Annotated in this window: 12 protein-coding genes; 8 read left to right on the top strand and 4 right to left on the bottom strand. The window is 39.4% G+C overall.

Annotated features, from left to right (window positions below; translation table 11 throughout):
- Positions 1 to 231 precede the first annotated feature (231 nt).
- Positions 232 to 1017 (top strand): hypothetical protein, encoded by a 786-nt coding sequence (locus tag KO495_RS09805; RefSeq protein ID WP_215980223.1) that lies wholly within the window; start codon positions 232 to 234, stop codon positions 1015 to 1017.
- Between the two features lie 93 nt (positions 1018 to 1110).
- Here KO495_RS09805 and KO495_RS09800 read toward each other — a convergent pair whose 3' ends face one another.
- Complete coding sequence (locus tag KO495_RS09800; protein ID WP_215980222.1) at positions 1111 to 2082, bottom strand: HAD family hydrolase; 972 nt, start codon at positions 2080 to 2082, stop codon at positions 1111 to 1113.
- Between the two features lie 92 nt (positions 2083 to 2174).
- The gene (locus tag KO495_RS09795; RefSeq protein ID WP_215980221.1) at positions 2175 to 3749 is read right to left on the bottom strand and encodes an arylsulfatase; all 1575 of its coding nucleotides are present in this window, start codon (positions 3747 to 3749) and stop codon (positions 2175 to 2177) included.
- Between the two features lie 261 nt (positions 3750 to 4010).
- Here KO495_RS09795 and KO495_RS09790 point away from each other — a divergent pair, with 261 nt between their 5' ends.
- From KO495_RS09790 to KO495_RS09760, 7 genes are read left to right on the top strand one after another with little or no spacing between them, the layout of a single operon-like run.
- Entirely contained in the window at positions 4011 to 6263 is a 2253-nt protein-coding gene (locus KO495_RS09790) for a tetratricopeptide repeat protein (RefSeq protein ID WP_215980220.1), read from the top strand.
- A 10-nt stretch (positions 6264 to 6273) separates the two neighbouring features.
- A complete protein-coding gene (locus KO495_RS09785; RefSeq protein ID WP_215980219.1) occupies positions 6274 to 7269 on the top strand; it encodes a MoxR family ATPase in 996 nt (331 codons plus the stop codon).
- Positions 7270 to 7280: 11 nt separating this feature from the next.
- Positions 7281 to 8216, top strand: a complete 936-nt coding sequence (locus KO495_RS09780) for a DUF58 domain-containing protein (RefSeq protein WP_215980218.1) — start codon at positions 7281 to 7283, stop codon at positions 8214 to 8216.
- Positions 8216 to 8677, top strand: a complete 462-nt coding sequence (locus KO495_RS09775; protein ID WP_215980217.1) for a DUF4381 domain-containing protein — start codon at positions 8216 to 8218, stop codon at positions 8675 to 8677. The genes KO495_RS09780 and KO495_RS09775 overlap by 1 nt, the downstream gene beginning before the upstream one ends.
- Positions 8674 to 9657, top strand: a complete 984-nt coding sequence (locus tag KO495_RS09770; RefSeq protein ID WP_215980216.1) for a VWA domain-containing protein — start codon at positions 8674 to 8676, stop codon at positions 9655 to 9657. Before KO495_RS09775 ends, KO495_RS09770 begins: the two co-directional genes overlap by 4 nt.
- A complete protein-coding gene (locus KO495_RS09765) occupies positions 9650 to 11248 on the top strand; it encodes a VWA domain-containing protein (protein WP_215980215.1) in 1599 nt (532 codons plus the stop codon). Before KO495_RS09770 ends, KO495_RS09765 begins: the two co-directional genes overlap by 8 nt.
- Positions 11248 to 12444, top strand: coding sequence for a BatD family protein (locus KO495_RS09760; protein ID WP_215980214.1), 1197 nt, complete (start codon positions 11248 to 11250; stop codon positions 12442 to 12444). The genes KO495_RS09765 and KO495_RS09760 overlap by 1 nt, the downstream gene beginning before the upstream one ends.
- 171 nt (positions 12445 to 12615) lie before the next feature.
- Here the strand turns inward: KO495_RS09760 and KO495_RS09755 are convergent, their stop codons facing one another.
- Positions 12616 to 14112, bottom strand: coding sequence for an arylsulfatase (locus KO495_RS09755; RefSeq protein ID WP_215980213.1), 1497 nt, complete (start codon positions 14110 to 14112; stop codon positions 12616 to 12618).
- 335 nt (positions 14113 to 14447) lie between these two features.
- The gene (locus KO495_RS09750) at positions 14448 to 15029 is read right to left on the bottom strand and encodes a hypothetical protein (protein ID WP_215980212.1); all 582 of its coding nucleotides are present in this window, start codon (positions 15027 to 15029) and stop codon (positions 14448 to 14450) included.
- Positions 15030 to 15286 lie beyond the last annotated feature (257 nt).

Genomic DNA, 15286 nt, shown 5'->3' with positions numbered 1-15286 from the left:
GCCTTACAAGATGCTCCACATAACGTACTATAAAATAAGTTAAACGTTGTTCAGAAAACGTTAACATGATTTAATTTTAGCTGCTGTTATATTTTACCGAGCGTGAACTATAGTTTAAATCACTCAAATATAACTTATTAAAGCACTGCCTTTGAACAATCCCTTAAGCAATAAGACTTGTAGCATAAAGGTTGCTCATACGGCCACTTTAAAAAATTAAAGGATTAAGTAATGAAATACACTTTACTAAGCTTACTAACTTTATTACCACTGACAACTATCGCTGCCGAAGAGAAAGAAGTGCAAGACATGTCAGACCCCCTTGCGGTATATACCCAAGCAGGCTTTGGAGTTACAGATAAAGGCATTAATTTAAAAATTGGTCAAACCTATGATACTGGTGATAAAAGTACCGCGGGTATGAATATAATCGAAGTCAAAGGTATTTACGGTGATGTTTTCGGTTTTCGTGATGATGATAAAACAACTGACTCGATAGACTCATTTCGCTTTCGTAACTTTGGTACCAACCTAACAAATGGTCGCGCAACCCAAATTGACGCTAATTACAACCTTAAAGCTAGTTTAGTGTCGGATGAAAGCATGGATGTGTCTTATAGCTTTATTCAAGCTTTACCGCCACAAGGGATTTTTACTTTTTATCCACTTGCAGGTGCAGGTATTTCAGTAGGTGAAAATGTACTTGAAGATGACGGCAGCTACGACAGTGGTTACTCAACCATGGGAGCATATGCCTTAGTAGGGATGTATGCGAAAGTTACCATTACTGATAAGATTTGGTTGAATTACAACCCGTTTTGGCTCACGACAGTTGCAGGCTCTGATAACTATAAAGACAACTATTATGGCGCAAACCAAAGCAATATATTAACTCATGAGTTTGTTGCTAGTTACCAAATCAACCCTCGTATGAATTTACGCTACTTTGCCAACTGGAATAAAAATGTCAACTTTGCCGATGGCGACCATCGCATTGAATTTAATTATCAGCTGTAACATATTTACTAAAAATTAAATTCAAGCTTTCAGCTTAAACAGTTAACGCTGCGCTAAACATATTTATCTAGCGCAGCTATTAATTAAACCGCGTTACTTTTTATAAACAACCGACCAATCATTTTTCATATCAACAACTAGCCAGTTTTCTTTTTCCGCTTGTATTAATGCTTTATCAAGCTTACCTATTTTTGAATCTTTATCGTACGCCCATTCACGTTCTTTATCCGTATGATGAACGATAACCCCTAAACGACTCTCTGCACCTGCAGTTGTCCATTCAAGCATAGCTCTGTCACCATCAGAATTGCCGACTGCGATAATTGGTCGCTTGCCAATAGCATTATAAATACCAATGGGCTTACCAGCTTTGTCATTGTTAAATTCAAGTTCAGGTAATCGAACAATTTTCGGCACACCATCAATTACTTTATATTCAGAAGCAATGCGACTGCCAATAATTTGTTCTGCGGGAATACCATAAACGTCAGGGGCCCATGCACGCATAAACTCAACCCCACCACCAGAAACAATGAAAGTTTTATAATCATGCTCACGTAAATACGTTAGTAACTCAAGCATCGGTTGATAAACCATGTCTGTAAATGGCTTTTTCGTTATTGGATGTTTTGCTAAACTCATCCATGATGAAACTTGCTGAGTAAACACCTCGCTCGTCATCCCTGCGTGAGTATTCATCACCAACTCAATTAAATCTTTTTCTGTCATATGAGCAGGAATTTTACCTTGAAGAATATCTGCGTATGGCTGAGTGGTTTTCCACTGCGGGTTATCGGGAGCAAGCTGTTTAACTTGTGATAGTGCAAAAAACAACTGAAAATATGCTGGTTGTTCAGCCCATAAAGTACCATCGTTATCAAATACCGCAACTCGGTCCGCAACAGCAATAAAGTCTTTAGAGCCTTCGGTAGTAGTTTTTTTCACAAATTCGATAATTGTATTTTTACGTGCACCTTCTTGCCATGACGCTAACGGCTCAGCCGCAACACAAGTGGTAGTAACCACAAGACTTGTTATAACAAATAATGATTGAAGTAATTTCATACAAACTCCTTTTAAGTAAAAAAGCCAATTTCAAACGAAATTGGCTTTAAGATTAAATTAATACCTAGTTGGCATTTAATTAATGCTTATGTTTAGTTACGAGGAACTAAAGCATCAAGCTCTTTTAATTTTTTCAACGCATCTTGCTGTCTAAATGTGTCATAGCTGATATTACCTGAACTTAAGCTAGAACCCATTTGGAAAGGGTAGTCTGGAATAGTCTTTAAGAATCCCATAACTTTCTCTTGTACTGGTACGAATAACCACATAGTATTTTCTGCATACCATTTTAAGTACATTTCAGACTCAAGTGCACCTTTTTGGTACGGGTCTTGACGAAGGTTAATAATCAACGGCCATGCTGGTGTTTCACGAGTTGCTGTATTAATACCGCCAGAAAGTGTTGCAAAGTGAATTTTCCAATCGTTCCAACGAACTGCATTTAGCTCACCCGTAGCGCCAAAGTAAAAGATGCTATCACGAGGTGATTTATCTACTTTACCTTCAAAGAATGGCTTCATGTTGTAACCGTCAAGGTGTACACGCCATTTTTTACCATTAGCACGGTAACCTTTTTTCAGTTTTGCAACCACGTTAGGCTCACCTGCAGCAGCTAGGAATGTAGGCATCCAATCTTCTTGTGAAATGATATCGTTGATAATAGTATCTGGCTTAACCGTACCTGGCCAACGAACCATCATCGGAACACGGAAACCTCCTTCCCATGTAGTACCTTTCTCGCCATGGAATGGTGTAGTACCACCATCTGGCCAAGAAATAGTTTCTGCGCCGTTATCCGTTGAGTAAACAACGATAGTGTTATCAGCAATTTTAAGCTCATCAAGCTTATCTAGTAGTACACCTACTGCTTTATCGTGCTCAGCCATACCGTCTGGGTATAAACCTTTACCTGTAACACCCACCGACTCTTCTTTTAAATGAGTCCAAACGTGCATACGTGTAGAGTTCATCCACATAAAGAATGGTTTTTTCTGTTTAACAGCGCGTTCCATAAAATCAAGACCCGCAGCCATAAACTCGTCATCCGCATGTTCCATACGTTTCTTAGTTAATGGACCAGTATCTTCAATTTTTCCATCAGCAGTTGCTTTTAATACACCACGAGGGCCGTACTTTTTACGGAACTCTGGGTCTTTAGGGTAAAAGTAACCTTCTGGCTCTTCTTCAGCGTTTAAGTGGTAAAGGTTACCAAAAAACTCATCAAAGCCGTGGTTAGTTGGAAGATGCTTATCTTGGTCACCTAAATGGTTTTTACCAAATTGTCCTGTTACATAACCTTGTTCTTTTAATAAGTCACCAATAGTTGGTGACCAATCTGGAATACCGTGATCAGAGCCTGGCATACCAATGGTTAATAAACCCGTTCTAAATGGGTGTTGACCTAAAACAAATGATGCACGACCTGCTGTACAAGACTGTTGTGCATAAGAATCGGTAAACATTGCCCCTTCTTTAGCAATACGATCTATATTCGGCGTTTGATAACCCATAATGCCATGATTGTATGCGCTGATATTATGTACACCAATATCATCGCCCCAAATAACTAAGATGTTAGGTTTTTCTGCAGCTTGTACAGAGCCAACCCCCATTGCAAGTGCTGCAACTGCAACGAGTTGCTTAATATTCGATTTTATAGAAATCACCTGTGTGCTCCTTGTTAAAACTAACGTAATAAGATGTCTAATCTAGAGACTAGTTTAAAGCTATACTATTTCAACTTTATTGCAACGAAAAAAAATCATGTACCATGTTGCTATATATACAAAAAAAGTAAATAAAGTAACTATTATGTACGGTTACAAAGTCTTTAAAATTTAATCTCTTATAAACTTTACTCTGGTAGCCTAGTGCTGATATAAGTTAATAAAAACCACATAATTATGTTCGCGCAAGGATAACTGTAAATGCGATTTCTCCCTTTATTGATATGGCTATATGCCTTGTTTCTGGCTCAGCCAATATATGCTAGCGAGCAAGCATGTATTTCATGTCATCAAAGCCAAGTGCAAGACTGGCAGCAATCTGACCATTTCCACGCGATGGAGCCCGCCACAACAGCAACAGTGTTAGGTAACTTTGATAACCAAACCCTTAATTATCAAAACCAACAAGCTCGGTTTTACACCGAAAATAAAACATTAATGATCACTATGCCTAATTTACAAGGCAAGTTAACAAATTACCCCGTGCTTTATACCTTTGGTTACCAACCACTCCAGCAATACATGTTTGATATGGGCCAAGGTAAAATCCAGTTATTTCCCTTTGCTTGGGATTCTCGAACAAAAGAGCAAGGTGGGCAGCGCTGGTTTGTTTTACACCCTGATCAGAAACAACATGATTTATTTCACTGGTCACAAATGGGACAAAACTGGAATCATATGTGTGCCGACTGCCACTCAACTGATTTTAAAAAGCAGTTTGATTTAAAAACCAATAGCTTTAAGTCAACCTTTAGCGAAATGAATGTAAGCTGCAAGGCATGTCATGGTGATACTAAACAACATTTAAGTTGGGCTCATGGCGATACTCAAATTAAAGACAAAGGCCTTGCTGTAAATATCAATAAAAAAACACCGCTATTTGTGCGCCAAGCTGATGGTAGTATGAAAAGCGCCGAGCCGATTCAAAGCTCAGAGCAAGTTCCCGTTTGCGCAACGTGTCACTCAAGGCGAGCTCAATTAGGAGACCGCAAAGAGCCGCACGCCTTTTTAACACAGTTTCAACCTTCGTTAATTACCCCAGAGTTATATCATGTTGATGGACAAGTATGGGATGAAGATTATGTCTGGGGCTCATTCCAACAAAGCAAAATGTTTGAAGCGGGTGTTACCTGTAGCAATTGTCATAATCCACATTCAGGTAAATTAAAGCTACCGGGCAACCAAACCTGTACTCAATGCCACACCAGTGAAGTATTTAATACCCCTACCCATCATGGTCATAAGGTTGATACCGCTGGCAGCCAATGTGTGGATTGTCATATGCCCGCCACAACCTTTATGCAGGTTGATGCGAGACGTGATCACAGCTTTCGTGTGCCACGCCCAGATTTAACCTTAAAAACAAAAGCGCCTAATGCCTGTAATAGCTGCCATGAAGATAAAACACCACAGTGGGCGGTTAAAAATATCAAACAATGGCATCCAAATTCTAAATTTATAGGCAGCGAGCATTTTTCATTAGCTTTTCATGCGGCAGATAACCGCTTACCTAATAGTTCAGCAATGTTAACTAAAATAGCTCAAAATAAAGATTTCCCAGATATTATTCGCGCATCGGCTTTAAGTCGTTTAGCAAATACCCCTGATAACAATGCCGTGGTTGCTATTGTTAGGGCGGTCAAAGAAAATGAGCCGCTCAAACGCCAAGCAGCGATAGAGGCCGCTATGCCTTATGATATATGGCAGCGCTGGCGCATGCTTAATAGCTTATTAGATGATTCACACCGCTATATCCGCAGTGAAGCCGCTCGCGCATTAGCCGCGATATTAGTGGAGCCATCTGGCAAGCTAAATAACGCTGATACTAAACGCCTAACCAACGCTTTAAATGAATATAAACAAAGCCAAGTTTATCAGGCTGAGCGTGGCTTCTCTCATACTAACTTAGGTAACTTAGCGCTTGAACTGAACAAACCTGAGCAAGCAAAAGCGCATTATTTAACGGCAATTGAAGTGGAAAATATATTTATTCCTAGCTATGTTAATTTAGCTGACCTTTATCGTACTCAAGGTGATGAAAAATCAACACAAGATATTTTACAACAAGGGCTGAAAATAAATGCCGAAGCCGCTGATTTACATTACGCTTTGGCAATGAGTTATGTGAGAAGCCAAAATAAGTCCGCAGCATTAACACACCTTCAAGAAGCGGCAACATTAGCGAATGATAATGCCAGTTATAGCTATACTTACGCGTTATTATTACAAGATATTGGACAGATGGATCGTTCCTTAGCAGCATTACAGCATGCTTTTAAAATAACACCTAACAACCCCGATATTAGTTATAGTCTGGCGCAAGCTTATTTAGCTAAAAAGCAGTACGACCTTGCGCTACGCTACGCAAAAAACTTAGCACTATTAGTACCAGGGAATCAGCAAATTCAGCAGTTTATACAACAAATACAAACGATGCAGAGCCTAAATAGATAAGGATAGTAGCATGGAAACACTCGCACAAATAAAGCAACTACAAGCGCAAATGGCCGCCAGTATTATTGGTCAACAAAAAGTCATTGAACGCCTATTAATTGGAATATTAGCCAATGGTAACTTGTTAGTTGAAGGTTTACCTGGGCTTGCCAAAACCCGTGCGATCAAGTCGTTAGCTAAGAATATTGATAGCCAATTTAGTCGTATTCAATTTACTCCTGACTTACTGCCTTCAGATATCACAGGCTCTGAAGTGTATTTTCAAACTGACTCTGGCAGCGAGTTCAAATTTGATCCAGGGCCAATTTTTGCCAACATTGTTCTTGCCGATGAAATTAACCGCGCCCCTGCAAAAGTCCAATCAGCATTGCTTGAAGCGATGGAAGAAAGGCAAATTACTGTTGCTGGTAAAACCCATAAAATGGAACCATTATTTATGGTACTCGCCACACAAAACCCTGTGGAACAAGAAGGCACCTACCCGCTTCCTGAAGCACAAATGGATCGCTTTTTGATGCAAGTAAACATTGACTACCCAAGCGTTGAAGACGAAGTTGATGTTATTGGCTTAGTCCGACAAGAAGAACAAGCTTTATACACCACAACGAACAGCGATGAAAAAACAGCAACTGCCGCTACAAACCGCTTAGCTCAACAAGTTATTTTTGACGCACGTAAAGAAATTGCTAATATCACGGTAAGTCCTGAAATGGCACGTTATATTGCCGATTTAGTTTACGCTACTCGCATCCCTGAAAAATACAGTGACGAACTTGCCAGTTGGCTTGATTTAGGTGCATCGCCACGTGCTTCTATAGGCTTAGATAAATGTGCTCGCACTCATGCTTGGCTTGCTGAGCGCGACCAAGTGTTACCAGAAGATATTCGTAACATTGCTGTTGACGTACTTCGCCACCGTATTAGCTTAAGTTATCAAGCCCAAGGCGCAGGCGTGACGAGTCAAGATGTCATTACAAAAATAATTGAGCTTGTTGCCTTGCCATAAAGGAGTAAGCAATGGCTATTTCAAATTCCCCTGTGGATAAGCGAATTTACTCAGAGTTTAAGCAACTTAAAGGTTTGCAAAGTCGTGCTCGAAAACTGAGTTTTTTACCTAAGCAACACAGTAACAGCGTACTTGCGGGTCGACATAGTTCTCGTATTCGTGGTCGTGGTTTAAGTTTTGAAGAGCTTAGAGACTACCGTGTTGGTGATGACATTCGGAGTATCGATTGGCGTGTTACTGCACGCACGGGAAAACCTCATGTTCGTATTTATGCTGAAGAAAAAGATCGCAGCGCCCTGATCATTGTCGATCAGCGCGTTAATATGTTTTTTGGCTCAAAGCTCAATATGAAATCAGTCACTGCGGCAGAATCAGCGGCAATATGCGCTTATCGTATTTTAGAGCAAGGTGATCGCGTTGGTGGAGTAGTCTTTAACGACAATAAAATAAACGCTTTTAAGCCGAGTAAAAAACCACAGTCATTAGAACAATTTATTAATACCTTGAGCCAATTTAATCTTGCATTACATTGTGAGCTTCCGCTTCCTGTAAAACCGATGCTTTTAAATCAACCATTAGAAGCAGCAACGCGACTCATCAGCCATGATCAAATGATTATTATCATCAGTGACTTTGATCAAGTTGACGCTGCCACAGAGCAATACTTAGCACAAATGGCAGCCCATAACGACGTTATTTTATGTTTAGTCACAGACAGTATCAATCAGCAATTACCCGCTAATTTAAATCTCAATGTCAGTGATGGTGACAAGCAGGTCACCTTAGATACCAGTGACAAAAAACTGCATCAAAAATTACAGAGTACCTTTACTGAACGCACAAATAAGGTCAAAAATTGGCAGCACCAATTAGGGATCACAGTGATAGAATTAGATGCCAGTCAAGATACTTTAAGCCAATTTTCAAATGCATTTGCGGTAGGTTAATGATGGATAATAGCGATCTTGAAAACTTAGAGCTGTACCAGCTAATGGCTGAAATAAAACCTGTTAGTGAGCCTGCGGTAATTTCAATGTGGCCACAAGGTCCTGGCTGGACAGTATTATTAGTCTGCGTAGCGGTTATTGCTGTACTTGCTTTAGCCATTTATAAATACAAGCAATTTAAACAACGTCATCGCCGTTTTGCCATTGCCGAGATTAATGCGCTTAATGATAACGCCAGCCCTTTAGCAATAAGTAGTATTTTAAAGCGCTGTGCATTTAATGACTTTAATCGAGCACAAATAGCCTCATTAACGGGCACTAACTGGGTGGATTTTTTAAACGCTCATTGCCATAAACACACACCTTTTCATGATTTTTACCAGCAAGATCAACAGCCTGAACTGGTGTTATTAAAACAGCAAGCCATTATTTGGCTCTCTCACTACAAGGTGAAATTATGATCATCTTTAAGCACTTGTGGGTATTTTCGCTATTATTACTACCGATTATTTTAGTTTGGTTGTTACCAACCTTTAAACAAAAATCCTTAGCTATTCGCATTCCTTTCTTTGCGCTCGCGGCTGATGCTATTGGCGCAAAAGCCAGTCAAGGTGCCAAGGTTAATCAAAAATCATTACTGACTTGGCTTTTTGCCGGCATTATTTGGATATCACTCGTGACTGCGCTTGCACAGCCGATGCAGCTTGGCGCTACGATAAAAAGTAGCACTATCAGTCGCGATATTATGTTGGCTATCGACTTATCAGGCTCAATGGGTGAACCTGACTTCCCAACTGACAATGGTGAAACTATTCAGCGTTTACAGGGCGTTAAGCAGGTTGTTAGTCAATATATTAGCGATCGTAAAGACGATAGAATTGGCTTAATTGTTTTTGGTACGCAAGCCTATCTACAAGTACCTTTTACCCAAGACTTAACAAGCGCTGAGCAATTGCTTAATGAAACACAAGTAGCAATGGCTGGCCCGCATACCGCGATTGGCGATGCTATCGGCTTAGCTTTAAAAACCTTTGAAGCATCAAAGGTTGATGACAAAATTTTAATTTTATTAACCGACGGTGCCGATACCGGCTCAAGAATGTCACCACTTAATGCTGCTCAAATCGCAAAACAGTCTAACTTACGTATTTTTACCATTGGCATTGGTGATGAGCACGGCGAAGGACAGTATCGTGTTGATTTTTCTACTTTGAAAAAAATAGCTAGCACTGCTGACGGTGAATTTTATCAAGCACAAAATAGCCAAGCGCTAACCAACATATATCAACAAATTGACCAAATAGCCGCGGTTGAAACACCACACACAGAAACCCGTAAAGAAACCAGTTTAGTGCATTTTCCACTACTTATCGCGCTAAGCTGCTTGGTACTTATTTTATTAGTACAAGTACTTACGCATAGGGAGCAAAGCAATGCTTGATTTTCACTTTTTAAGACCTTGGGTTTTATTATTCCTGATTGTTGTGGTTGGACTATGCTATTTAATTCGCAAACAACAAACCGAAAAACAACAGCGTACAGATGCTATTGCCAATCACCTTGCACAAGCACTAACTCCCAAACAAAGCTTATTTGATAAAATAAAGCCCATTGACTTTACCCTAGCCACTGCGGTGTTATTGGTGATTGCTGCCGCAGGTCCCGCTTGGTATAAACAAGTCGATAATAAAGACGATAAAGCACCGCTCATCGTACTACTCAAAGTAACGCAAAGTATGCAGGCCAATGATATTGCACCGACTCGCTTAATTAGAGCAAAACAAAAGCTCACTGATTTATTTAACTATCGAGCAGGTGCAAAAACCGCGATATTTGCATACGCCAGTTCAAGCCATAACGTATTGCCCTTTACAGAAGACAGCCAAGTATTTCAGCCGTTTTTAGCGGCGTTAACGCCAGAAATTATGCCCGGTAGTCACGCTATTGCCACCGATAACCTTTCAGCGGCGATAAAACAAGCGCAAGAGCTAGTCGAAAAACAACCTTACGCGAGTATTGTGGTTATTGCCGACGATATTAGTCAGGCGCAAGTAGCCGCGCTGAATAAAATGCAGCAACCTTTTATTTGGTGGCAATTTTCAACCCCAGAAGGCGGTACGATTACCGATGAAAATAATCAGCTATTTTCAGATCAGCAAGGCCAAACATTGATCATTAAACCAAATAGCACGACTTTATCGTCACTACAAACAGCCACAGCGCAAGAAGTTAGTTTAGGCATGCAAGATATTGTCGCGATTGATGAGCTAGCGCAACAACGTTATCAACAAAAGCTTGATGAAAACAATACTCAACCATATCAAGATATGGCGTGGTACTTTACTTGGCCAGTATTATTACTTAGCGCACTATGGTTTAGAAAAGGTTGGACATCTATTTCGACCAGAAAAGCAGCGCAACCTGTTAATTTAATTGTTTTATCTACATTTAGTATGATGTTGTCTTATAGCCCAAATAGTGATGCATCTGCCGCTGATTGGTTTTTCACTCGCGACCAACAAGGCATGATGGCCTATAAAAACTTAGATTACGCACGCGCGACTACTTTATTTTCAGACCCTCAATGGCAAGCTAAAACACTTTTTGAGTCGGGTCGTTATATTGAAGCCGCTAAAATTTATGGCTCGCTAAGCACCATAGATGGCTTTTATAACCGCGCTACAGCTCTTTTAAAAGCACAAGAATTTGAAGCAGCCATCGCCGGCTTTAAACAGGTACTAAAGCAACAACCTGATCATCAAAATGCTCAGCGTAACTTAGCCATAGCGCAATATGCATATGCTGCGGTAATCGCGCAAGCAGGTGGTGTCGATGCTGAGCAAAGTATTACTACTGAGGTAGATGGTAACGAAATCAGCGATAAGCAAAATGGCGAGTCACAGGATTATCAAGTGGCAGACACATTATCAACTGATGCAAAAGAGCAATGGATGCGCAGCGTCGACTCGCAAATGGGCGATTTTTTGAAAAATAAATTTGCTACTGAAGCCAATAACCAAGGAAGAAAATAATGCGTTATCTATTTGTGATATTTATTAGTTTTTTCTGTGGTGTGGTTAATGCACAAGAGCCCAAAATAACCGTTACCCTAAGTGAGCAACAGCCACTAGTTGGCCAAGTGACTACCATAAAAGTAAAAGTGCTAGTACCTACCTGGTTCTCTAAACCCTTATATTTTGATGAAGTTGAAGCGATAAATATCATCAATATTAAAGGTAATAAAAGTACCTACCCAACTTCTGAGCGTATTGGAAGCTCAACATGGACAGGAGTTATTAAAGAGTATCCCGTGATTGCGATGGCGCAAGGTAAGTTTGAGTTGCAACTACCAACCCTTAACATTCACTTTATGAGCGAAGATAGCCAACCTATAAACCGTAAAATCACACCTGAAACTGTGATTTTTAACGCGACTATTCCAGAAAAAGCACGTGCATTAAACCCTGTCATTATTGCTGAAAACATCAACTTAACTGAGCAGCTAAAACAACCTGAAAAACTCATAACAGGACAAAGTATAAAACGGAAAATTACTGCTGAAATAGAAAACAGCTCAGCGTTATTTATTCCGCAACTACTAACAGCAACAAACACTGACCAAGCACAAGCGTACCCTACGACAGCGCAAACAGCAGATATTTTAAACGACCGTACTTCTGAGCTTTTAGGTAGCAGAGTTGAACAACAAGATATTCTGATCAAACAAGATGGCCAGTTTTCCCTTAGCGCTATTAATATTGAGTACTACCAGCCAAGCACCGATACTATTCAAACGGTAGCAATTAAAGGTCAAACTTTAACGGTGAAGCCACCAGCAATGAAAGCTAAAACAATAATTTGGCTAATAATTGGCGGAGTAATTGCCTTAATTGCGCTGTTTTATTTACTCAAGTTAATTAAACAGCTTTGGCAGCGTTATCAACAAACAGAGTACGCGCACTATAAGCAATTAAAAGCTAGCGCTAATAGCGATATTAAAAGCTATTATCACTGTTATATAAACTGGTACGGCTTTTTCAAAGATGAAATAAACAAACAACCACTGTTGCTGCAAACACACCAAGCAATAGTTATTTCTTTTGAGCAAGCACTTTATAATAATGCCAGCGTACCCAAAAACTTCCAGCGTGAATTAGCTAATTTTAGACAAACAATTAAACATAGCCAAAAAGCAGATACCGAGCAACTAACGCCATTAAACCCCTAAAAACTCAGGTATTAACCGCTTGAGGTAAGTCTATTATCTTTTAATTGGTTTAATTAAATCTCGCGCTAATACTTCTTTAACGCTTAAGTAAAACTAATGAGTTTGATCGCTTTAATTGAAAAAGCCAGTTAACCTAAAGGCTAACTGGCTTTTTATCGGTTCTTATAGAAACTACCTACTAGAACTAGCTTTTTGTGCCTTTTTAATCGCTTCATTAATATTTAATGAAGCGGACTCTTGGCGAGGTGGGAATTTAGCAAAAGTTTTTACATGCTCAGTTAGCTTGGCAATAATTGGCTGCATTAACCAGCTCTTACGCATAATTTGATGAAATCCAGTAACACCATCATAACTCTCTAGTGGGTCTTTACGTAAATTGAATAACTTAGGAGTGCTATGCACGACTAAATCTCCATAATATTTACCGCTGGGCTTAGTAGCAAAGTGCATTTTCCATGGACCATAACGAACCGCTGTTAGCTGCGATTCATAATAGTAAAAGAGTGTATCACGTGCTGACTTATCAGACTTACCTAACCAATAATCAAGATTATTTTCACCGTCAATATACACTTTATGTGACTTTTTCATTTTTTCACGAAGTTTAGGCTCACCAACTGCAGCAGCAATAGTAGGGAATACATCTTCATGCGATGAAATACCATTAAGCTTTAAGCCCTTAGGTATTTTATCAGGCCAGCGGACTAAGAAAGGTACACGTACGCCACCTTCCCATGTAGTCATTTTCTCGCCAAAGAACTCTGTAGTTCCCGAGTCTGGCCAGCTACTTTGCTCTGGACCATTATCGGTGGTGTAAATAACAATCGTGTTATCCGCTATTTTAAGCTCGTCTAACTTGTCAAGTAATACGCCAACATGGCCATCATGCTCAAGTAAACCGCTACCAAATAAATCTTCTTCTGAAGAAATACCTGACGCTAAATTACGACTTTCTTCTTTAAGGTGAATATAAACATGCATACGACTAGTGGCATGCCAGATAAAGAAAGGTTTTTTCTGTTTTACTGCACGTTCCATAAAGTCTACAGAGCGCGCTAATATTTCTTCATCGAAGGTTTCCATACGCTTTTTAGTTAATGGTCCGGTATCAGACACTTTACCGTCAGCATAAGACTCAATAACACCACGTGGACCAAATTTCTTCTGAAATTCAGAACTTTTTGGGTAATCAGCCTGCTCAGGCTCTTCTGAAACATTTAAATGGTACAGGTTACCGTAAAACTCATCAAAACCATGCCTAGTTGGTAAATGTTCATCTAGGTCACCCAAATGGTTTTTACCAAATTGCCCCGTCATATAGCCTTTATCTTTTAAGAACTCTGCTAAGGTTGGATCTGCCGATTTAATGCCTAATGGGTTACCTGGTTGGCCAACAGTGGTTAAGCCTGTTCGCACTGGTAGTTGGCCCATTAAAAATGCAGCACGTCCTGCGGTACAACTAGGTTGCCCGTAATGGTCTGTGAATAAAGCTCCCTCATTAGCGATACGATCTATATTCGGCGTTGGATAGGTCATGCCGTGTGAATATGCACTTAGCGAAATAGCGGCAACATCATCAACCATGATCGCAAGAATATTGGGTTTATCCGCTGCATATGTACCTATACTTGCAGTAGCGAGTAGTACTGCAGAAAGTATTTTTTTCATTGCTAATCCCTTATATTGTTAACTTATGAGTTGGCTTAAACAACTTCATTTAAGCACCATTAACTAAAGTAGCAAGGAAAGAGTATATTACGCAATACATATCAATAGGTGCAGCAATACTAAAATAGCTTAAAGATGTTACCTGGTACATATTAGTCTTATTCTAATACGTACGATTCAGTAGAATTATAAAAAACATAATAGTGACTAACAGGTTAAAAGGTTTTTTAAGCGCTTTAATAAATGGTAACGCTCAATAATTAAATCAGCATATTAGATATGATGAAGGCTTAGGTTGCACTAAACCTTCTTGTTAGGGACGTGTTTTAATTTAATTATTTAATTTCTATTTGACCAACAGAAATAGAGCCAGATTTCCATGTGCTACGGCATTTAAATGTTAGAATAGCATCACTTTCAAAATTATTATTGAGAGTTGTTGCATATGATACAAACTGCTTTGAAGGGTTATTACTGTCAGAAATATCATCCCAACCAAAGCCCTTCCCTGTACCAAATTTAAACCACTTATCTCGCCCGCCATCACTCACTTTACGAACACGTGAAATTAGACAGTTAGCATTTGTGCCACTTAAACCTTCAGTAATACCATGAATAGTAAGTTCAAAATGACCAATAGTGTCATTTAAAGGAACGCTACAGTTAAAGTAACGGTCAGAGCGAGAAAATTGAGGGTCGAATACAAAATATCCATTTTGTGTAGTGCCCGTTTTTTCAAGAGCAACTTTTTTTAGTGCTGGAAGATCCCCTATTGACGCAATTAGGTTATTAATGGCTTGTGACTTATGAGCTACATCTTCAGAGCAGTGCGTTGCTCCATCAAATACAGTTGCTTGTGTGATTGAAGAAGCTGATACCAAAGCAGCAGCTAAAGCAAATTTTTTAATTTTTAACATATTTATATCCTTATATATTTGATATGTTCATCCCTAACGCAATAATATTACCACGAAGAATAAAATAAACAACAGCCCTTAGAAATATTAATTTAATAAACAATATGTTGCGATGAAAAAACCTTGTACAGCCAACTGTATACTTTCAGTTTGGCAAACTCTTTACTATCTGCGACTTTAAGAAACAGCGGTGTTGGTGGTATAACTATGCGTACTCAATAGTGACTTTTGGGTTGATGTGGCTTTTGACTCAAGTT

Source organism: Colwellia sp. D2M02, from assembly GCF_018860755.1.
In the GTDB taxonomy this organism is placed as follows: Bacteria; Pseudomonadota; Gammaproteobacteria; order Enterobacterales; family Alteromonadaceae; genus Colwellia; species Colwellia asteriadis.
Note: the sequence above shows the minus strand (reverse complement) of the source record. Positions and strands in the feature narration are given on the sequence as shown.